General features: G+C 64.8%; 19 protein-coding genes. 3 read left to right on the forward strand and 16 right to left on the reverse strand.

Going from position 1 to position 20,536, the window contains the following annotated elements:
- Positions 1-60: 60 nt before the first annotated feature.
- Together ACFP9U_RS04265 and ACFP9U_RS04270 are read right to left on the reverse strand one after the other, a co-directional pair.
- Positions 61-1,635: a putative B6 ABC transporter ATP-binding protein gene (locus ACFP9U_RS04265; protein ID WP_378619272.1), complete on the reverse strand. Its 1,575-nt coding sequence runs from the start codon at positions 1,633-1,635 to the stop codon at positions 61-63.
- Positions 1,636-1,706: 71 nt separating this feature from the next.
- Positions 1,707-2,735 carry a putative B6 ABC transporter substrate-binding protein gene (locus ACFP9U_RS04270; protein WP_378619273.1) on the reverse strand — a complete coding sequence of 343 codons (1,029 nt, stop codon included), beginning with the start codon at positions 2,733-2,735 and terminating at the stop codon, positions 1,707-1,709.
- 102 nt (positions 2,736-2,837) lie between these two features.
- Here ACFP9U_RS04270 and ACFP9U_RS04275 point away from each other — a divergent pair, with 102 nt between their 5' ends.
- On the forward strand, positions 2,838-3,245 hold the full coding sequence (locus tag ACFP9U_RS04275; RefSeq protein WP_378619275.1) for a hypothetical protein: 408 nt from the start codon (positions 2,838-2,840) through the stop codon (positions 3,243-3,245).
- Between the two features lie 13 nt (positions 3,246-3,258).
- Here the strand turns inward: ACFP9U_RS04275 and ACFP9U_RS04280 are convergent, their stop codons facing one another.
- The 11 genes from ACFP9U_RS04280 to ACFP9U_RS04330 form a co-directional block, all read right to left on the reverse strand.
- The gene (locus ACFP9U_RS04280) at positions 3,259-4,263 is read right to left on the reverse strand and encodes a TRAP transporter substrate-binding protein (protein WP_378619276.1); all 1,005 of its coding nucleotides are present in this window, start codon (positions 4,261-4,263) and stop codon (positions 3,259-3,261) included.
- Between the two features lie 17 nt (positions 4,264-4,280).
- Positions 4,281-5,552 (reverse strand): TRAP transporter large permease, encoded by a 1,272-nt coding sequence (locus tag ACFP9U_RS04285; RefSeq protein WP_378619278.1) that lies wholly within the window; start codon positions 5,550-5,552, stop codon positions 4,281-4,283.
- A complete protein-coding gene (locus tag ACFP9U_RS04290) occupies positions 5,549-6,103 on the reverse strand; it encodes a TRAP transporter small permease (RefSeq protein WP_378619280.1) in 555 nt (184 codons plus the stop codon). Before ACFP9U_RS04290 ends, ACFP9U_RS04285 begins: the two co-directional genes overlap by 4 nt.
- Before the next feature lie 4 nt (positions 6,104-6,107).
- Entirely contained in the window at positions 6,108-7,037 is a 930-nt protein-coding gene (fhmpcd1, locus tag ACFP9U_RS04295) for a 5-formyl-3-hydroxy-2-methylpyridine 4-carboxylate 5-dehydrogenase (protein WP_378619282.1), read from the reverse strand.
- Positions 7,037-7,666 carry a glutathione S-transferase family protein gene (locus ACFP9U_RS04300; RefSeq protein WP_378619284.1) on the reverse strand — a complete coding sequence of 210 codons (630 nt, stop codon included), beginning with the start codon at positions 7,664-7,666 and terminating at the stop codon, positions 7,037-7,039. Before ACFP9U_RS04300 ends, fhmpcd1 begins: the two co-directional genes overlap by 1 nt.
- Before the next feature lie 25 nt (positions 7,667-7,691).
- Positions 7,692-9,662 carry a TRAP transporter permease gene (locus ACFP9U_RS04305; RefSeq protein WP_378619285.1) on the reverse strand — a complete coding sequence of 657 codons (1,971 nt, stop codon included), beginning with the start codon at positions 9,660-9,662 and terminating at the stop codon, positions 7,692-7,694.
- 24 nt (positions 9,663-9,686) lie between these two features.
- A complete protein-coding gene (locus ACFP9U_RS04310) occupies positions 9,687-10,634 on the reverse strand; it encodes a TAXI family TRAP transporter solute-binding subunit (protein WP_378619287.1) in 948 nt (315 codons plus the stop codon).
- 78 nt (positions 10,635-10,712) lie between these two features.
- Positions 10,713-11,111 (reverse strand): RidA family protein, encoded by a 399-nt coding sequence (locus ACFP9U_RS04315; RefSeq protein WP_378619288.1) that lies wholly within the window; start codon positions 11,109-11,111, stop codon positions 10,713-10,715.
- 10 nt (positions 11,112-11,121) lie between these two features.
- On the reverse strand, positions 11,122-12,291 hold the full coding sequence (locus tag ACFP9U_RS04320) for an LVIVD repeat-containing protein (RefSeq protein WP_378619290.1): 1,170 nt from the start codon (positions 12,289-12,291) through the stop codon (positions 11,122-11,124).
- Positions 12,292-12,346: 55 nt separating this feature from the next.
- Positions 12,347-13,528 carry a cupin domain-containing protein gene (locus ACFP9U_RS04325; protein ID WP_378619292.1) on the reverse strand — a complete coding sequence of 394 codons (1,182 nt, stop codon included), beginning with the start codon at positions 13,526-13,528 and terminating at the stop codon, positions 12,347-12,349.
- A 258-nt stretch (positions 13,529-13,786) separates the two neighbouring features.
- The gene (locus ACFP9U_RS04330) at positions 13,787-15,415 is read right to left on the reverse strand and encodes a GMC family oxidoreductase (RefSeq protein ID WP_378619293.1); all 1,629 of its coding nucleotides are present in this window, start codon (positions 15,413-15,415) and stop codon (positions 13,787-13,789) included.
- Positions 15,416-15,658: 243 nt separating this feature from the next.
- On the opposite strand from ACFP9U_RS04330, the gene ACFP9U_RS04335 reads away from it, so the two are divergent.
- Together ACFP9U_RS04335 and ACFP9U_RS04340 are read left to right on the forward strand one after the other, a co-directional pair.
- Positions 15,659-16,339, forward strand: a complete 681-nt coding sequence (locus ACFP9U_RS04335; RefSeq protein WP_378619295.1) for a FadR/GntR family transcriptional regulator — start codon at positions 15,659-15,661, stop codon at positions 16,337-16,339.
- A gap of 15 nt (positions 16,340-16,354) precedes the next feature.
- Positions 16,355-17,887: a GMC family oxidoreductase gene (locus ACFP9U_RS04340; RefSeq protein ID WP_378619297.1), complete on the forward strand. Its 1,533-nt coding sequence runs from the start codon at positions 16,355-16,357 to the stop codon at positions 17,885-17,887.
- Positions 17,888-17,938: 51 nt separating this feature from the next.
- Here ACFP9U_RS04340 and ACFP9U_RS04345 read toward each other — a convergent pair whose 3' ends face one another.
- From ACFP9U_RS04345 to ACFP9U_RS04355, 3 genes are read right to left on the reverse strand one after another with little or no spacing between them, the layout of a single operon-like run.
- Positions 17,939-18,919, reverse strand: a complete 981-nt coding sequence (locus ACFP9U_RS04345) for a branched-chain amino acid ABC transporter permease (RefSeq protein ID WP_378619299.1) — start codon at positions 18,917-18,919, stop codon at positions 17,939-17,941.
- Positions 18,916-19,824, reverse strand: a complete 909-nt coding sequence (locus tag ACFP9U_RS04350) for a branched-chain amino acid ABC transporter permease (RefSeq protein ID WP_322450392.1) — start codon at positions 19,822-19,824, stop codon at positions 18,916-18,918. Before ACFP9U_RS04350 ends, ACFP9U_RS04345 begins: the two co-directional genes overlap by 4 nt.
- Positions 19,824-20,534 (reverse strand): ABC transporter ATP-binding protein, encoded by a 711-nt coding sequence (locus ACFP9U_RS04355; protein ID WP_378619301.1) that lies wholly within the window; start codon positions 20,532-20,534, stop codon positions 19,824-19,826. The genes ACFP9U_RS04350 and ACFP9U_RS04355 overlap by 1 nt, the downstream gene beginning before the upstream one ends.
- Positions 20,535-20,536: the final 2 nt, after the last annotated feature.

A 20,536-nucleotide genomic window follows, 5' to 3' on the forward strand; every position in this document is an offset into this window, starting at 1 on the left:
GGGCGGCCCCCGGTGCGGCGTCGAGCGCGGCCGGGCCCGGAGCGTCTGCCGAATTCACGCTCATGCCGCAAGCCCGATCATCAGGCGGCCGATGCGCGAAGCCGCATCGTCGGTGTTGTCGACGGTTCCGGCGAGCCTGCCGTCGGAGATGACGGCGATGCGATGGCACATGCTCAAAAGTTCCTCCAGGTCGGTCGAAATCAGCAGCACCGCGAGCCCGCGCTCGGCGACCTCGCGAATGCGCTGCCGGGTCGCCAGCGTATTGGCGACGTCGAGCCCGTAGGTCGGCTTGTTGAAGATGACGGCGCGCGCGCCCTCGGCCAGTTCGCGCGCGATGAGCACCTTCTGTATATTGCCGCCCGAAAGCCGCCCCACCGGCGTTGCAAGGCTCGGCGTCCGCACGTCGTATTGACGGGTCAGTTCCCCGGCGCGTTGCTGCATCAGAGCCCGTTGCTCGACGCCGGAACGCCAGAACGGCGGAGACCCTATCTGCTTCAGAAAATAGTTGATGGACACCGGAAACGAGCCGACGGTCCCCTCGCCCAGGCGGTCATCCGTCAGGTAGCGCAATCCGCGCCGGCGGCGTTCGCCGACCCCCAGTCCGTCGAGCGGCGAGCCGTCGAAGATCACGCTGCCACCATCGGCGGGCAATTGTCCGGCAAGCGCCTCGGCGAGCTGCTTCTGGCCGTTGCCGTCGATGCCGGCGATGCCGAAGATCTCGCCCCGGCCGATCTCGAGGGAGATGTCGCGGAGGCTCGGCGCATCGCCATGCAAATGCACTTCCAGGCCGCGCACCTGAAGAAGCGGGGCCGCCTCGTGTGCCGCCGGCCTGGCCGTCAGCTGTGGCTTCTCACCGTCACTTCGGGCCGCGCCGAACATCATCTCCACGACTTCGGCGACGAAACCGTCCTCGTCCAGGGCGCGCAGCCGCTCCGGTGGCATCTCGCCCACCTTGCGGCCGAGCTTGAGCACCGAGATGCGGTCGCCGAAGGCGGCGGCCTCGCGCAGCTTGTGGGTGATGAAGACGATCGCCAGCCCCTCTTCGACAAGGCGGCGCATGAGCAAACCCAGTTCCTCGATGCCCTTCGGCGTCAGCATCGAGGTCGACTCGTCGAGAATGAGCAGGCGGCTGTTGCGCAAGAGCGCGCGCAGGATCTCGACCTGCTGCTGCTCGCCGAGCGACAGTTCCGAAACGCGGGCGCCAAGCCGCACCGAGATCCCCAGCGTCTTGCTGATCGCCTCAACCCTTTCGGTCAGCTCCTCGATCCGCGGCCTTTGCCACCACGGGCCTCCGAGCAGGAGATTCTCGGCCACGGTGAGCGTCGGCACCAGCATCACGTGCTGGAAGACCGTGCCGATGCCGAGCGAGAGCGCGTGGCGCGGCGAGGTAATCGGCGTGGGTGCGCCGTCGATCAGGATCCGCCCCTCGTCCGGCTGGATCAGGCCGGAGAGCATGCCGATGAGCGTCGACTTGCCGGCGCCGTTTTCACCCAGGAGGGCGTGTACCTCGCCGGGGCGGATCTCAAGGTCGATGTCGTCATTGGCGACGACGCCCGGAAAACGCTTCGTCACCCCCTCGAGCGCGACGATGGGCGGATGGAGACGGGCTTCCGGAGTTTCGGTGGCGATATTCATGGTTCACTCGGCAATCGACGGGGGAACAGGCCGGAGGCGGGGCCTCCGGCCGCGCGTCAGGCGTGCCGGCCTTACTCCGACACGTCGGTCATCAGCGCCCGCACCTTCGTCGCCTCGAAGATCGGCTCGACCGTCAGCTCGCCCGAAACGATGTTCGCGCGGATCTCTTCGATCTCCGCCCAGACGTCGTCCGGAATCGCGTCGGTCTTCAAAAGTCTCACCGAGTCGTCGGCAAGGCCGATGGCGTAGGTCTTGGTGCCGTAGGTGTCGCTCCTGATATCCTCGATCATCGCCGTATAGACCGGCGTGATGTCCCAGATGACCGAGGACAGGAGCACGTCCTCGGCGACGGACGACTTGTCGCCGATCACGTCGATGAACCAGACATCGCCGCCGTCGGCAGCGGTCGCCGTCGCGACGGCCTGGATCATGCCGAAGCTCGACCCGTTGCCCTGGCCGAAAATAATGTCGGCACCCGCGGCGATCACGCTTTCGGTCACCCGCTTGCCGCCAGCCGCATCGGAATAGGCGGCCGGTCCGATCACCGCATAGGTGATGTCGACTTCCGGATCCTCGTCGCGAACGCCCTGGGCAAACCCCGCCGATTGCGAGTTCCAGGACGGCGGCTCGCCCGACACGACGATGCCGACCGCCTTGGAACGCGTCATCTTGGCGGCCAATCGTCCGGCAAGATAGGCACCTTCATGCCCGCTGAGCGTATAATCGGCGATCAGCCCCTCGGTGCGCGCGCTCGGCGTATCGACGACCGCTACCGGAACGCCCAGTTCCTCGGCGATCTCGGGTGCGGACGTGTTGTAGCCGCTGGCATGTGCGATCAGCAGGCCGGCACCTTCCTCGGCAAGCTCGCGCAAGGTGGGGCGTACGTCACCATAGCCGAGCCCCTGTGCGACGATCACCTCCACGCCGGTCGCCTCGCCGGCGGCTTTCGCGGACTCAATGCCCTGCTGGTTCCAGCCGAAGTCGGTTCCTTCCTCCGGCGTCAATATGGCGATGGACCCGATCTCGCCCGCCCAGGCGCCCGCCATCACGACACCGCTCAATAGCGCCGCGCCTGCCAGGCTTTTCACTAACTTCATCATTTCACGTCTCCCATTGTTGATAAGAGAATTATCTCGTTGTTTTCGTTTCTTTTTATCGTGTAGTCTCGAAGCGAACTCCCCTCCTTCTCTTACGAGGCGATGGTGTTTCGGCTTCAATTCTCCCGTGTGCTTGTCGGCGTATCGATGGTGATCGTCTCGTATCCGGCCGCCGGCGGGGCGCTGTCCGCCTGGCCGGTCACGGTCGGTAACGAGGGCCGTTCGGCCATCGACTGCAAGGCCGAGATAGCCCACTGGTTCTCTCTCGACCTGGCGATGATCCCGCCGGGGACGGAAGGTGGATTTACGCTCTGGGTGGACGATTCCACGGGAACCCATTTCGCCCGCAACGCGCACGGCGAGCCCCTGCCCGTGGAGCGGGTCTGGTGCGGCATCGCCGGCAAGGCGTATGTCACGCGTTGGACGATCCCGCTCGACCGGACGCCGCACGCCCGCGCAACACCGCTCCACCTTGGTTGCGCACCGGCCGGCGACAGGCTCGAATGCCGGTAGGAAAAGGCCGCCCTCATTCGCCCTTCCCCGCATCGACCAGTTTGCGCAGGCGCTCATATTCGGCCTTGAGGGCCGGGTCCGCTTCGACCAGTGTCCCGGCTAGCTCGGCGAACTCGTCCAGCATGCGCTGGCGTTCCTCCGGGGCAAGCTCGTTGACGATGCCGCCATTGTCCTGCCACACCTGATAGGTGCGCTCGACATTCTCGACGCCCCAGTCGAACACCGAAAGCTCGGCCTCGCGTCCCGCTTCGACGATCGCCGTTTTGACCGCCTCGCTCTGCGACTGGAACCAGGCCTCGTTGACCACGGTCACCGAGACAATCTCGGCGAAGCGCAGATCGGTAATGTGTTTGCCGACGTCGTAATATTTGAAAGCGGTGAGGATCGGCATGCCCACCAGCATGCCGTCGAGGCCGCCCGACTCCAGTTGCGGGATGACCTCCGAGAGCGCCAACGGCAGCGGCGTGGCGCCGAGCAGTTCCATGGGCCGCATCTGCATGGGCGAGGCAAAGGTGCGGATCTTCAGGCCATTCAAGTCCTCGAGCGTCTCCGCCGGCAGCATGGTGAAGACCACCGTCGGGCTGTTGTAGATCGCTCCGATGACACGCAGGCCCTTGTCGAGGAACATCTCTTCCAGATGGTCGCGGTACTCGGGATCGTGGATGGCGTTGTGCACGTCCTGCGGTGTGCGGAACAGGCCCGGCACGTCGAAGGCCTGAAAGCGCGGATCGACGTTCGTCATGAAGGACGTCGGCGTCGTGAAGGCCTCGATGGTACCGAGCAGAACGCCCTCCGACATGCGCGGAATGGCGCCCAACTGGCTGGCGGGATATATCTCGGTGGTGACCGCGTCTCCGACACGTTCGGCCAGCTCCGCCGCGAACACCTTCTGCCATTCGTGCTGGACATCGTTGATGGTCGCCGAGGCCAGCTTCATGGTCGACTGGGCCATGGCCGGCAGCGCCGTCACCGCCAGCGCTATGGAGATACCTGCCGCCGTCAAAAGTTTCCTTGTCATCGCACTTGCCTCTCCCGTCAGATTGCTGGAGCCAGCGCGAGCGAGAGCGCCGGCACGTAGGTGATGATGAGGAGCGCCGCCACGAGCACCGCCAGGAAGGGCACGATGCCGCGATAGATCGCGTGCGCCGGCAGGCCCGTTACCGATTGGGCGACAAAGATGTTGAGCCCGAAGGGCGGCGTGAACATGCCGATCGCCAGGTTGACGGTCATGACGATGCCGAAATGGACCGGGTCGACGCCGAGAGAGACGGCGATAGGAACCAGCAGCGGCGCGAGAACGAGGATCGCCGTCGTCGGATCGAGCAGACAGCCGATCCCCAGAAGCACCATGTTGATGACCAGGAGGAACATCACCGGCGACATCTCGAGCGCCTCGATCCAGGTGACGATGGCCTGCGGAACCCCCTGCGTGGTCAGAAGCCAGGTTGCGATGCCGGCGGCCGCCACGATGACCATGATGCGCGCCGACAGCATGGCCGCGTTGCCCGCCGCCTCAACGATGTCTCCCCAGCTCATGGAGCGGTAGACGAAGCGCGCCACGATCATGGCGTAGAGGCACGCGAAGCCGCCGGCTTCGGTCGGTGAGAACCAGCCGTTGTAGATGCCGCCGAGCACGAAGACCGGCATGAAGAGCGCCGCCACGGCATCCTTCGTCGCCGCCAGGGCTTTTCTGACGTCGAAGCGGCCGACCACGGGGATGCCCTTCACCGTCGCCATGAGGATGATGAAGACCGAGATCATCGAAGCGATCAGCAGGCCCGGAAGTATACCGGCCATGAACAGACGCGGGATCGACTGTTCGGCGGCGAGGCCGTAGAGGATCATGGCGATGCTGGGCGGAATGACGATGTCGACGGCGCCGCTTGAGGCGATGAGGCCGGCGGCGCGCTCCCGACCGTAACCTCCCTCGACGAGCCTGGGATAGAGCGTCTTGCCCAATGCGCCGACCGCTGCGACGCTGGAGCCCGAAATGGCGCCCATCGCCGTGGAAGCACCGACGGTGGCAACGCCGAGACTGCCCGGCATCCGCCCCACGAGCGCAAGCACCCAGGCGATCAGCCGGGAAGCGATGCCGCTGGCGCCCATGAGTTCGCCGGCGAATACGAAGAAGGGAATGGCCAGGAGCGCATAGTTGTCCAGGCCGCCGAACATCACCTGGTGCAGGGCGAGCGGCGGTATCGGCAGCACGAAAACGAGCGTGAGCGCGACCGCCGCCAGGAAGACCAGGAAGACGGGTGTGCCCAGCGCCAGAAGCGCCAGCGGGACGATGGCGAGCACGGCGGTCACGAGCCCTCCTCCGCGTGCGGTTCCCCGCGCATCAAGGCAAGGATGCTGCGCGACAGGAGAAGAGCCGCCACCAGCGTCAGCGCGGCGAAGCCGGCCAGAAGCGCCGCATGCGGCACCGTCATGGGTATGCCGAGCCCCATGCTCTCCGTGCCCAATCGCGCGATGCGGGTAACGAAGCCGGCGGAGGCATAGGTCGCATAGCCGCACGCCAGCAGCGCCGTCAGGTCGTGAATGCAATGAAGAAGATGGCGCAAGCGCCCCCGCGCATAGAAGGGCAGCAGATTGATTCCGATATGCTCGCGGCTTGCCAGCGACATGACCGCGCCCGCCATGACGACCCAGATCATCGTATAGACCATGAACTCGTCCGTGCCGGTGAACGAATAGCCAAGCACGTAACGGCCGGTGGCGTTGAAGACATTGGCCCCCACCACGAGGATGAGCGCCACGCCCAGAACGCGGTGCGCCGCCTCCTTTGCCCGCACGGCAAAGGTGACGCTCGCCCCGCCCGCGCGCTCGCCGCTCCGTCCCGCATCCACCGCCGCCTCCATCGCGCTACTCCCCGCCTTCCAGGATGCGGCGCACGGCGATCAGCTTGCGCGCCCTTTCGGCCTGGAGCGCGCCGATGCGCTCGGGCGTGTATGGGAACACCCCCTCGCCCGACTTGATGCCGAACCTCGATGACTCCGTCCTTTCCGTGATCATCGGCGCGACATCGTCACGGTTGCAAAGATCGGCGTTCAGGAAGGAGGAGACCGAGCGGTAGATGTCGAGCCCGGCCATATCGAGAAGCTGCATGGGGCCGATGACGGCGATCTTGTAGCCGATGCCCCAGGATACGCAGGTGTCGAGGTCCTCGGGCTCTATGACGCCGCGCTCGACGAGATCGACGGCCTCGCGCAGGAGGGCGTAGAGCACCCGGTTTTCCACGAAACCCGGCACGTCCTTCTTGACCACCACCGGCAACAGCCCGATCGAGCGGATCAGTTCGCGGATAGTGGCGACGGTGCCGGGCGCGGTCTTCTCGCCGCCGATCACCTCGATCATGGGAACGATGTGCGGCGGGTTCGACCAATGCATGCCGACCATGCGCTCGGGAACGGAGATGTGGGCCTGCAGTTTCGTTATCGGAATGCCGGAGGTATCGGAGGCGACGATGACGTCGGGTCCGATCAGCGGGTCGATCGCGCGGTAGATCTCCGCCTTGACGTCCTCCTTCTCCGGCACGTTTTCGATCACCAGATCGGCATCGGAGACCGCCTCGGCGAGACTGCCGGCGAAATGCACCGCCCCGGCACCGGTTTCGGGAGGAGCGATGCCGAGCTGATCCAGCACTGCCATGGCATTATCGAGCATGTCGCGGGCGCGCTCCACCGCGGCCGGCGCGACGTCGTAGGCGGCGACCTCGAGACCACCGCGCGCCAGACGCGCGGCGATGCCGGGGCCCATCGTCCCCAGACCGATAAGGGCGACACGCCCGATCATCAGGCGACCTTCGTGGCGGCGGCCGCCGCACCGGTCGCTGCCTTGAAAGCCGGACGCGCGGCGACCGACGCGATCCACCGCTCGAGCTCCGGCAGGGTCGGCCTGTCGATATCGAAATCGAGGCAGCGCTTGACGATGGGTGCGCAGGCAATATCGGCGATGGTCAGGCGGCCGAGGGCGAAGAAGTCCCGGCCCGCGAGGTGGCCATCCATGATCTTCAGCTGCGCCACCAGGTCCTTGACCTGGGCGTCGAAGGCCGCACCCCTTTCCTCCGAGGGCAGCTTGGTGCCCTTGAAGGCGGCGAGATAGCCCGGATTGACGGCGGCCAGAAGGAAATCCATCCAGCGCTCAACTTCCGTCTTTTCCGCCGGGCTCGCCCCGTGCAGCGGCTGTCCCTCGGGGCTGGCGGCGATGTAGCGCAGGATCGTGTTCGATTCCCAGACGACCGTCTCGCCGTCGGTCAGCGTCGGCACTTTCGAGGTCGGGTTCAGCGCCTTGTATTCCGCCGTCTGGGTGTTCTCGAACTGGCGGCCATAGTCCTCCCGCGCGTACGGCGCTCCCATCTCCTCGAGCATGAAGAGCACCTTTTGAACGTTGCCGGAGGTCTGCCGGCCTAGAAGTTTGTACATGTTGCGTCTCCTCGTTTGCCCGGCGTCATGACTTGATTGCCGGTAGGTGTTTGTCTTCGCGGATGCGGGGCTTTCCGTCCCCTTTGCGCGCGCCCACCGGCGCGGGCGCCGATGCCAGGAAAAGGGCGATGAATGCGATGCCGCCGAGAAGGTTGGCGACAGCGAACATCATGCCCCAGGCGGGCGGCACCAGGAGCGTCGCTCCGAGCGCGACATAAACGAGCCGCATCGGGCCGGAGATCGGCGCGCGTGCATAGCCGACGGCGGCCACAGATATTGCCGAGGTGCCCAGGAACGCCGTCACTGCCGCAATGGCGGCACCTGTCGGTGTTCCGCCGAGCAGGAGTTCGGGCGAGAAGGCGAACAGGAACGGGATGATATAGGCAACCCAGGCCAGCCGCATGGCGACGAAGGAGGTCCGCCACATGTCGGCGCCGGCGATCCTCGCCCCGGTGATGGAGGCCAGCGCCACCGGCGGCGTCAGCATCGACATCAACCCGAAATAGAGGATGAAGAGATGCGCCTGCATGGGGGCCAGCCCGGTCTCGACCAGCGCCGGCGCCAGCACGGTGGCCAGCACCACATAGACGGCCACCGTCGGCATGCCCATGCCGAAGACGATGGCGATGAGGGCGACCAGAACCAGAAGCGCGATCGTGTTGCCGCCGCTGGCCGCGACCGCCTGGCCGGCGATCGAGAAGCCGAGCCCGGTAAGGCTGACCAGTCCGATGACGAGACCGGCCGCCGCCGTGATCACCAGCAGCGGCGCAACGGCGTGACCGGTGTCGATCACCGCGCGCATGACGTCTCCCGGCCTGAGCCGCTTGCCCTCATAGCCGCGCAATGCCGAGACCACCGCGAGGGCCACAATGGCACCCACCGCGGCCATCTCAGGCCGGGTCTGGTTGACGAAGAGGAGTGCAAACAGGGCGGCGAACGGAATGAAGAAGTGCCAGCCGCGACGCAGCAGTCCCGTCAGATCGGGACGTTCGGACGCGTCCACGCCGCTGATCCCGTTGCGCGCCGAGATACGGTCGATCTGGACGATGATCGCCGCATAGTAGAGCAGCGCCGGCAGGAGAGCCGCCGTCACGACGTGCAGATACGGAACCTGCAGCATATCGGCCATGACGAAGGCCGCCGCCCCCATGACCGGCGGAAGAAGCTGACCACCCGTGGAGGCGGCCGCTTCCACGGCCGCGGCGGTTTCCGGCCTCAGACCCGTGCGTTTCATGAGCGGGATGGTGACGATGCCGGTACCGGCCACGTTGGAAACGGCGTTGCCCGAAATGGTGCCGAAAAAGGCCGAGGCCCCGACCGCCGCTTTCGCGCTGCCGCCGCGATAGCCGCCGAAGGCGCCCAAGCAGAGCTGGGTGAGATAGGCGCTGCCGCCCGAATGGCGCAAAAGCTCGCCGAAAAAGACGAAAGGAATGACGATCTGCACGGCGACCCGCAGTGGAAGGCCGAGCAGACCATTCGGGTCGATGACGAGATAGATCGCCCAGCGATCGACAGCCGTCGTCGGAATGCCGAGCGCCATCCCGAAAAGGGCGCAGCCGGACAGGACAAGGACGATCAGGACGATTGGCAGGCCGATGGTGCGCCAGACCAGGAAGAGCAGGCCGGCGATCAGTGCCAGGCTGACGACCACCAGCCACGGGGGGCGCATCATCGCACTGACGACAAGTTCGGGGTAGCGCAGCGCCAGGGTCGCCATGATGCCGAAAAGCGCCAGGCCGAGAATTACACCCCCTCCCCGCACCAGGCCGCCGCGCGCGGGACCCAGGCCGAAGGCGACCACCGCCAGCGACAGGCCGAGTGCAAGCGCGATCGGCTGTTCGTCGAAGACCGCCGTTCCGAAAAGCCGCGCCGCATCGAGGATCCAGGCGAGCGAGACGAGAACGAGCACGAATCCGAGCCCGGAGACGAGCTTGTCCAACACCGGCGAGGCGGGCCCCGTGCCGGGTTGGCTGGCGTTCTCGTGCCCCCTTGTCATGACGGCTCTCCGCGTGCCCGCCGCCTATTCGCCCCGCAGGACCGCTTCGGCGGCGGGGTGAAAGGTCAGGTCCGGATAGGGGCGCTGGATCGTCTCGCGGTCCATGGCGCCAAGCACATTGTTCTTCGTGGCGATCGCCGCACCCTCCTCGACAAGAAGCTTGGTCACGGCGGCGACCGTCTCGTCCGCGAGGTCGCCGCGCGCCACCAGCACGTAGTCATAGGCCATGGTGTCCATGGTCTCGGGGATGCCCGTCACCCCCGCATCGCCTTCCACGGTGACCAGGTAGGCTTCCGGCGCCACCGCCTGCATCCGTTCGACCGCCTCCGGCGAATTGTCGAAGGGCAGCCAGCGTATCCCGCCCAGTGCCGCGTCGGCCTCGACCACCGCGCCGCCGCGCAAGGCGAACAGCGTGGCATCGACATTGCCGCTGACGAGTGCGGCGACCCCGTTTGCCACGCTCGCCACCGGTACCGCGCGCACGTCGTCGCCCGTCAGGCCGCCATTGGCGAGCGCGCCCTCGAGGTAGGGCTGCAGGCTGGCCTGAGCGGGCATGCCCCAAGCGACGCGTTTCCCTTCCAGATCGGCGATCGACCCGATCTCGGAGTCCGCCCTCACCATGAGGCCGACCGGGCTGGGGAACAGGGGCACGACGACGCGCAGCGATTTCTGCGGCATTTCGGAAAACGGTCCGGTCCCGCGCACGGCGTCGCCGAAATCGGGCGTCACCACGGCGGCCATGTCGAGCTCTCCGGATCCCAGCATGGGAAGGTAGCTCGTGGGGCCGCCGAAGGCCTGGAGCGTGGCGGCCAATTCCGTGCGCTCGTCGATCGCCTGGGCAAGCGCGGCATTGACGCCATAGTTCTGGGAGCCCTGCTGGCCCGCCCCGAAACGGACCGTCTGCGCGGAGGCGGTGGTGAAAACGCCGAGTACGCCAATGAAAAGCGCGGCTGCGGCAAAGCGTTTGATCATGTCCATTCTCCCATTGCGATCCGGGCCTTCCCCTTGTTCTTACGGATCTTTTCAAGGCCCGGTGCTTCTGTGCCCGTCTCAGTCCCTCGGTTTGTAGACGATGGCGTCCATTTCGATCTTGGTGTTTATGACGGCGCGCGCCTCCACCGTGGTGCGCGCCAGGACGGCGTCTCCGATGCCCTGGAGGAAGGCCTTGTTGTAACGACCGAAATCGCGCACATCCTCCAGGTAGGTGGTGATGCGCACCACGTCGGAGAGCGTCGCCCCCTCATGGGCGATGACGCGCTCGATGGTCTTGAGGGTGGCTAGCGTCTCCTCTTCGATGGTGCCGGAGATCATGTCGTTATTCTCGTCCTTGGGCACCTGTCCGGAAACGAAGATGTAGTCGCCGGCGCGCACGGCCGGGTGGAACGGCAGGTTCGGGTTCTTCTTGCCGATGGCGTAATGTGTGTCGGACTTCCTGGCGCTGTCGTTCACGGGCTGGCTCCTACAATACGCTCGTTTCGATGACGTCGACGCCGCGCACGCGGTCGATGAGATAGACGAAGCCGCGATCATCGATCGTCACGTCGTTGGACGAGGCGCGGTCGGCGCCCTCCGGCGCGTCGGGCAGGAAATGGCCCACCTCCTTCGGCGCGAAAGGGTCGGCGATGTCGACCAGGCGCATTCCCTGCGCGAACCAGGCGAAGGGGATGATCGTGCCGGAGAAGCGTTCGGAGGGTTGATGGCAGCCGCTCATCGGCGGCTGCGGCGCCCCCTCGGGATCGAGATCCGGCACCTGAAACGTCGAGATCGGCAGCGGATTCGTCTCGTCGGTGATGTCGTAGATCCAGGCGAAGGATGGCGGCGAAGGCCGCAGCTTGGCCACGTCCTCGTCCGCGACCACCATCACGTCGCGCCCCTTCAGAGGCTGCGGAATCGGCAAGCAGGTGTGGGTCGGATGGGCAAATGCCGGGCTGGAGTTGACATGGGCGATGGCGCGCGGGCGGCTCATGTCCGAAATGTCGAGTATGAACAGGCCGTGGTGCCAGTAGCTTACGTAGAGCCGATCGCCCATGCGGATCGGGTGGTGGCAGCGCGGCGGCACGTAGTCGTCCCAGGGATACTGCTCCCCGCCACCGGTCCATTGGCCGGGGATCCACCAGCGACCGACCTCGACCGGGTTCGCCGGGTCGGCAAGATCAAGGATCATGACGAAATTGCCGACATAGCCGTCCGCCGTCGGCGAGATATAGGCATAGCGTCCGTCGAAATCGTAGCGGTGCACCCCCTTGCCGCCCGTCGTCCACTTGCCGATCAGCCTCGGCTCTTCCGGTCTGGCGACGTCGTAAACCGCCAGGCCACCGCCGAAATCGGCCGGCCCCTCGCTGCCGAAGCGTTCGTGGTTGACGATGGCGATGCCGTCCTGGGCGCGCACCTTGTGGGAATGCCAGCCGGGCGGCACGTCGATCCTGGCGACCGGACGCGGTTTGCGTGGATCGGAGATATCGACGATCGTCGTGCCACTCGGTGGGCGCATGTGCCCGATGTAAAGGGTGTTGCCATCGACCCAGACCTGACCGCCTCCGGGGCAATCGATATGGGCGATATGTTTCGTGTTGAACGCGGAAACCAAACGCTTGCGCCTCTCGCTGGTCTTCTTGAACGAAGTCTTCATGAATGAGGGGAAGCACGCCGCGCGGTCGCGGCGTGTACAGGTGAACGCTTGCCGGTCAGGCCAGGCGCAGAAGATCGCCCGCCTTGTTGCGACCCCAGCGCTTGTAGAGCAGGAGCTTCTTCTGGGTCGGCGCGTCGGTCGCACCGAAGAAGATCACCGGTTCGCTCGAAGAACCGTTGACGTGCTCGACCCAGCAACCGCCCGGCACGGCCAGCGTGTCGAACTGGTTCCAGTCGTAGCGCTCGCCGTCGATGATGGAATGGCCGCTGCCGCGGAACGGCGCCAGCAGCAGGCTCGCGGTCTCACGCTGGGGCAGCGTCCTCTCGCCCGGCCGCAGCATCTGGACGTAGAAGTTGATTGTCTGGAAGACGGGGCCGCCGGTCGTCGGGTCGGCATAGTCGATCACGATCCCCTCATGCGGATCGCCGTCCCAGTCCTTGTGGGCCTCGAGCAGCGCCTCCATCTTCTCCCACCGGTAGACATACATCGGTGAGGACAGTCCGCCGCCGCGCTTGTGGTCGACGAAGCGCGGGATCATTCCGCCTTCACCATAGATGCGCTGTGAATAGTCGCTCGGGTAGCGGGCCGTCTGGACCTTCTTCTCCACCTCTTTGCCGTTTTCCATCTCCGTATAGCGATGGTCGAAGTGGACGGCGTGCAGGGTCTCCACCAGCGGCAGGTCGAGCACGGACAGGTTGACCGCCTGCTCGCCGCCGACGGTGCCGTGGTTGTGCCAGGCATCATTGGGCGTGAGGACCATGTCTCCGGGACCGAACGTGACGTCCTCGCCCTCGACGCCGGTGAAGTTGCCTTCACCGGTCAGGCCGAAGCGGATGGCGCTCGGTGAGTGCTTGTGCGGCGGCATGATCTCGTCGGGATCGTTGAGCCGATAGGCTGTGTACATGGTGCTGACGGACGCGCGCTTGGGCGCCAGGCCGGGATTGACCAGGATCAGCGAACGCCGCTCGCTGTCGTCCATGGTCACCAGTTGTGCGGCACTCTGCAGAAGCGGCTCGATATCGCTGTAGGACCAGACGAAGGGCACTGCCTTCGACGTCGCCATGAGCTGCTTGATCTCGTCATGGTCCACGCCTTCGGACGCCGCCCAGAAGGGAAACATGTTCTTGGCATAGAGCCGATCGTAAAGATCCTGCAGGGCCGCCTTCTTGTTGCTGGGTTTGTTCTCTGGTTGCGCCACGGAAACGGACATGTCGAACACCTCGATAAATCTCTTCAACCACAACAACCATATGCCCTATGGTTATCGACCACAATAGAAAAATTTACGTTTTGGCAGTTTTTGGTTGCGCGCTATTTTAGTGCCTGACCGCGCCGTTAAAGGCAGGCCTTCCTTTAAAAAATATAGGTTATTCACATGGTTATGGATAACTCTGGGAATTTTGCGTATGACGGCCACCCACCCGACCACTCTGGATTGAGTGCTAACCAATATGACGACTACGCTGCCAACCAAAATATCGGTTGACCGCTTCTGTTATGCCGCCTGGGCTTGCTCCGCACGACCTCGGATGAGATCAGCGGCCTTCTCGGCGATCATGATAACGGCGGCGTTGATATTTCCACAGACAAGGTCCGGCATAACCGACGCATCGACCACGCGCAGCCCCTCGACGCCGCGCACCCGAAGTTCCGGGTCGACGACGGACTCCTCATCGGCCCCCATGCGACACGTGCCGGCCGGATGGTGGACCGTGATGGACGTATTACGGATGTGCTCGTCGATCGCAGCATCGCTGCGACATGAAACGCCAGGCAGGGTTTCGCTCTCCACAAAAGACCTCATCGCCTCTTGACCGGCCAGATCGCGCGCAACGCGCACGCCCGCACGCAATGACTCCCAGTCGCGCGGCGAAGAAAGGAAGTTCTGGTGGATCAACGGAGGCACGGCGGGATCCGCGGTCGCGAGCTTCACACTACCGCGGCTTTCGGGCTGGACAGCCACGATGCGGGTGGCGAAACCATCGGTGAAGGGAGCCCGGAAGGGCGGCAGATAGGGCCAGGAGGCAAGCGGCGCCGCGGTGAACAGGATCTGCACGTCCGGCAAGGGACGGTTCTCGTCACTTCGCAGGAATGCCACCACCCCGCCGGGCACATCGCCTGAAAATCCCTGCCCTGTCAGATAGGTCCGGGTAAAGTCGAGGCCGATCCGGTCGGCGCGCATCATCTCGAAGAAGGGGCCGGGCCGTTTGCGCCTGTACATCAGGATGACCGACACGTGGTCCTGCAGGTTCTTTCCGACTGCGGGAAGGTCGACCAGGGTGCGAATGCCGTGCGCGGAAAGCTCGGCCTCGGCGCCGATGCCAGAAAGCATCAGGAGTTGCGGCGAGTTGATGACGCCCCCCGCCAGCAGCACCTCGCGCCGCGCCACGACGCCGTGCTCCTGCCCGCCGCGGCGATAGGTGATGCCGGTCGCCCGTCCGTCCTCGAGCGTGACGCCGGTGACCAGGGCGCGGGTCAGCACCGTCAGGTTGCGGCGCCGGAGGGCGGGCCGCAGATAGGCGGAAGCCGCGGAGCTCCTGCGCCCGTTCCTGATGGTCATCTGCAGGCGGCCGAAACCTTCCTGCTGCGCTCCGTTGTAATCGTCGGTTTGCGGATAGCCGGCCTGCCGGCTGGCGAGCGCGAAAGCCTCGACCAGATCGTCCTTGTAGCGGCAGAACTGGGTATTGAGAGGGCCCGAACCTCCGCGATAGGGGTCCTCGCCACCTTCCCAGCTTTCCTGGCGCTTGAAGTAGAAAAGCACCTTCTCGTAAGACCAGTCGGAAAGTCCCCGTGTCGCCCAGCGGTCGTAGTCGCCGCGGTTGCCACGCACATACGCCATGGCGTTGGTCGAGGACGAGCCGCCGATGACCTTACCCCGTGCGCATTCGACCCTTCGCCCGCCGACATTGGCCTCCGGCTCGCAGAAATACATCCAGTCGTGACGCCGTTCGGTGAGGATCTTGCCCCAGCCAAGCGGAACGTGGATCATGGGGTCGCGATCCCAGTCGCCCGCCTCCACGAGCAACACCGTGACAGTGGGATCTTCGCTCAACCGATTGGCCAGGACGCAACCAGCCGAGCCGGCTCCAACGATCACGTAGTCGTAGCTCCCGATGTCGGGCATCAGAATCCCCTCTTATGCGGCCAACCGTGCAGGCACGCAGACCGCTCTTGGTTGCGACCAGTCAACCACTCCGCGCCAATGGTTGTCAACCACGACATATTTGGATAAGTTGGTTGAGCTCCGGTTGGAGACTTGCATACTCGACCATACCGACTATACGGATGGCGGGCTTTGCCGGCGCCGAAGCATCGACGGGCAAGCCCCCGCTGACCGATTGGAGCAAAGCCTGCAGGGAGACCTGGTTTGAAAGCTGATGCAACAGACGCCGATACCCTCACCGTCGGGGATATTATCGAGGAAGTGCGCCGGCTCCAGCGCGAGCGCGGAAAGCTGCCTTCCGAGCGCGATCTGGCCGACATGTTGAAGATCAAGCGTCATCAGTTGCGCAAGGCGCTTCTGGCCATGCGCGAGGCGGGCGACCTGCAACCGCCGCGGCTTCGCAGGTCCACCAAGAAGGCCCTGCCCCGCTATGGCGAGGAACTGGTACGCGTCAGCAATCCCATTGAGGTGTTGGAGATGCGGCTGATCATCGAACCGGGGCTGGCGCGATTGGCCTCGCTGCGCGCTTCCGCCTTCGAGATCGCACGCATCATGGATGCTGCAACGACACCACCGAACGCCCGGCCGGGCGAGGTCGACCTGTCGTTTCATCTCGCCATCGCCCAGGCCTCGCGCAACCACCTGGCCGTCGAGTTCTATAAGATGCTGCGGCAGGTCGGCGTCGATGCTCGCATGAAGATCGCCGGCACATCCTCGCCCACCTGCCCGAAGCGGATCGCCCAGCGCGACGCCGAGCACAGGCGCATCGCCGAGGCCATTTCGCAGCGCGATCCGGAGGCGGCGCAGGCGGCCATGCACGCGCACCTCCTGGCCGTGCAGGCACAGATCAACGAGCGGTCGACCGCCGCCTCCTTCGCGGCCTGAGGCCGAGCAGAGCGGGTGCGGGAGCGCTTCGATGTCCTCGTCGTGGGCGCAGGCTCGGCGGGCTGCGTGGTTGCCAGCCGGTTGAGCGAGGATGCGGCCTGTTCGGTTGGCCTGATCGAGGCGGGCGGCATGCCCGATGATCCCGATATCGCCGATCCCGCCAAGTGGACCGCCCTGCCCGGCCGCGCCTTCGACTGGGCCTATCGCACCGTCCCGCAGCCCTTCACCGCAAACCGCGTCCACGACTGGCCACGCGGGCGGCTGGTGGGCGGGTCGAGTTGCCTCCACGCCATGGCCTATGTGCGCGGGCATCCCTCAGACTTCGAGCCGTGGCGGGCGGCCGGGGGAGATCGCTGGTCCTACGAGGGGCTTCTGGCAGGCTTCCGCCGCAGCGAGGCGGTGATCGACGCCGCGACCGGTTCACGCGAAGGCGACGGACCGCTGGACGTCTATCTGCCGACGGAGCAGGTCAATCCGGTGGTGCGCGCCTATATGGCCGCCGGCAACGCGCTCGGGGTGCCGCGGATCGAAAGCCACAACGGACCGGAACTGATCGGCACCTGCGCCAATGCGCTCAACATCCGCAAGGGCCGCCGGCTTTCCGTCGCCGACGCTTATCTGCCGGAAGAAGTCCTTCAGCGCCCCAACCTCACACTGCTGACCGACCATTTGGTCGAGCGTATCGTGGTGGATGGATCGCGGGCGCGGGTGTTGGAAGTGGTCGCGGATAACAGACGGCGGCAGCTCCACGCCGACCGTGTCGTACTTTGTGCAGGAGCCATCGAGAGCCCGCTTCTGCTCATGCGGTCGGGGATCGGCAACAAAGATGTCCTTTCCGATGTCGGGATCGATGTCACAGTGGAGAGAAACGGCGTCGGCGCAAATCTCCAAGACCATCTGCTGGTGATGGGAAACGTCTATCGCTCAGCAAGGAAGATACCACCGTCCAGGCTGCAGCACTCCGAATCCCTGATGTACCTCGACAGCACCGACCTGGCCGCCACCAGCGGGCGTCCCGACATCGTGCTTGCCTGTGTCGTGGCGCCGTCGGCGGCGGAGGGATTTCATATCCCGGAGTACGGCCAGGCCTTCACCATTCTGTGCGGCATAACGCACCCCACCAGCCGCGGCCGTATCCTTCCTTCAGGACCGCGCCTTAGCGACCCACCCATCATAGACCCCGAATATCTATCGACGGAACAGGACCGCGCGACGCTCCGCGCCGCGCTGCGCACCGCCCGCATGATCGGTGCGCATCCCGCGCTCGATGAATGGCGCGATGCAGAAGTGCTTCCGGGCCCGCAGAAATCCTCGGACGCCGACCTTGACGCGTTCATCGCACAAACGGTCTCCACGCACCATCACCCCGCAGGAACATGCCGCATGGGCAATGAGGACGATGCGGTGGTCGACGCCGAACTGAGGCTGAAGGAGCTGGAAAACCTCTTCGTCGTCGACGCCTCCGTCATGCCCACACTGCCAAGCGGCCCGATTAACGCGTCCACCGTGGCGCTGGCCGAAACCTGGTCGGCACTCGATCCGAAATGACAAAGGCCTGCACGGGCACGGGCACGGCCACCGGGAAGCGGCAGCGATGGATCACCACACATACTTCTTCAGGCCCGACAGGCCGCGCCGGGCGAACAGCATGACGAAGATCAGAAGGCAGCCGTAGATGACCAGTCGCCACGGTCCGATGCCGCGGAAATATTCCTGGAAGCCGACCAGCAGGAAACCGGCAAAGATGGACCCCCAGAGCGTTCCGCGCCCACCGACATAGGTGATGGTGAGGATCTCCACCGTGCGATAGACGCCGAACTCCTCCGGCGTGGGCGAGAGGATGCCCAGATAGTGCGCATAAAAGGCGCCCATGATTCCGGCCAGGAAACTGGCGATGGTGAAATTGTAGAGCTTGTACTTGGTTGCGCTGAGCCCCAGGCTCTCGGTGGCGAGCTGGTCCTCGCGGATGGCCTTGAAGGCAAGGCCGTAGCGCGAGCGTACCAGCCATGTCATCAGACCCATGATCACGGAGGCGAGAACGAGCAGCAGGTAATAGTAGGCGATGAGGTCCCTGCGGCCGAAATCGATGCCCAGAATATCGGGGTAAGGACGCACGGACAGGCCGAGCATGCCGCGCGTATAATCGGGCAGGTTGGAGATCGTGAAGCGGATCGCCTCGCCGACGAAGAAGGTCAGAAGCGCCACATACAGACCGCGGAGCCTAAGCGAGATGATGCCGGCCAGCAGTCCTATGAAGGCGGTTGCCACACCGCCGGTGAACAGCCCGATCCAAGGGCTTACGCCATAGTGGAAAGCGCCGAGTGCAGAGGTATAGGCGCCGACCGCAAGGAACCCAGCATAGCCGAAGTTGATGAGACCGGCATAGCCGATCATGAGATCGTAGATGGCGGCCATGACGCCCAGCATCACGGCGGAGATGAAAACGCGCGTGATATAGGGATTGTCCAGGAAAGGCGGGACGGCAATCAGAAGGACGATCAGCAGACCGATTTTGATGATGCGGGCCGGCCTGCTCCGCCACATATTGGAGAGCTGCGAGGCCGCTTCCAGCGCCTTCATGCCCGTTCTACCTTGCTCGAGGAGAAAAGACCGCTCGGGCGGACGATAAGAATGATCACCACCAGCGCGGCCGTGACCACATTCTGCCAGCCCGCAGACATGAAGAAGGTCGAATAGGCCTCGATGATGCCCAGAAGCAGGGCGGCGATAATGGCGCCGGGCACGTTGCCGAGCCCGCCCAGAATGACGCAGGCGATCGACTTGATCACAGGCTGGAAGCCGACCGTGGGATGGGCGGGGTAGATCGAAATGAGAAGCCCGCCGGCAAGTCCCGCCAATGCGGCGCCGATACCGAAGGTGATCGTGTAGACGAGGCGTATGTCGATGCCCAGGGTCTGGGCGGCATCCGGGTCCTGGGCAGCGGCACGGATGGCCTTGCCGAGGCTGGAAAAGCGGATGAAAGCCCACAGCGCGAGCCCGACGCCGCTTGCCACCGCCAGCACCATCAGCCGCTCGTAGCTGACGATTACGGGACCCCAGACAAGGACCCCGTCAACAAGGCTCGTCACGCCGCGTCGCTCGGTGCCGAAGATGATGAGCGCCAGGTTCTGCATCACCACCAGCATTCCGATGGTGAGAATGAAGGCGTCGAGCAGCCAGTCGCGCCCGGCGCGCCGGCGCAATGTCTCGATCAACGTGCGTTCCAACAGCATGCCGAACACGAACAGTGCCAGCGCCGCGAAGGCGATGCCCAGCGGCCACGGCCAGCCAAGCACCACGGTGACGAAGAACATGGCATAGGTGCCGAGCATGAACAGTTCGCCGTGCGAGAAGTTCTTCACGCCCATGATGCCGAAAATGAGCGACAGCCCGGAAGCCATAAGGGCGTACATGGCGCCGCGAACCAACCCTTGCACGAGCACCTCGGTCAGGATCGCCGGCTCCAAGAGGAGGCTGAAATCCATCAGATCCACTCCCTCACGATGTCGTCGAGGCGTTTCTCGAAATCCTCTTTCGGCCCCTCGTATCGGTTTCGGCCGAGTGCCAGCGCGTATACGTAGTCGGCGATCGAGATCGACTTCTTGACGTTTTGATCGACGATCAAGATGGTATATCGCTCCTGCTTGAGCTTGATAATCTCCCGATATACCTCGTCGACCAGGCGTGGCATGAGACCGACGGAAGGCTCGTCAAGCAGGATGGTCCGCGGACCCGTCATGGTCAGCCGCGCGACCTCCAGCATGCGCTGCTCTCCGCCCGAAAGAATACCTGCCGGCAGGCGCCGCTTTTCCTTCAGCCGTGGAAACCGGGCGTAGACCGAATCCAGTGCCGTGTGCATGCGCTGGTGGTCGCCGCGCATGATCCAGCCGCCAAGCTCGAGATTCTCCTCCACCGTCATGCGCGGAAAAACGCTGTGGCCTTGTATCAGATAGGCGATGCCCTGGCGCAGCATCTCGTTCGGCTTCAGCCCTACGATAGATCTGCCGTCGTGCAGCACCTCACCACGTTGCGGCGTCAAATACCCGTAGATCGCCTTGAGCAACGTCGATTTGCCGGCGCCGTTCGGCCCCAGAATGACCGTCACGCGTCCATCCTCGGCCTTCAGGTTCACGCCGTCGAGGATCGGCACCTCGCGGGAGTAACCGGCCACGATGTCCCTGATCTCCAGCGCCATGC

Origin of the sequence: Nitratireductor sp. GCM10026969 (genome assembly GCF_042660605.1) — a bacterium.
In the GTDB taxonomy this organism is placed as follows: domain Bacteria; phylum Pseudomonadota; class Alphaproteobacteria; order Rhizobiales; family Rhizobiaceae; genus Chelativorans.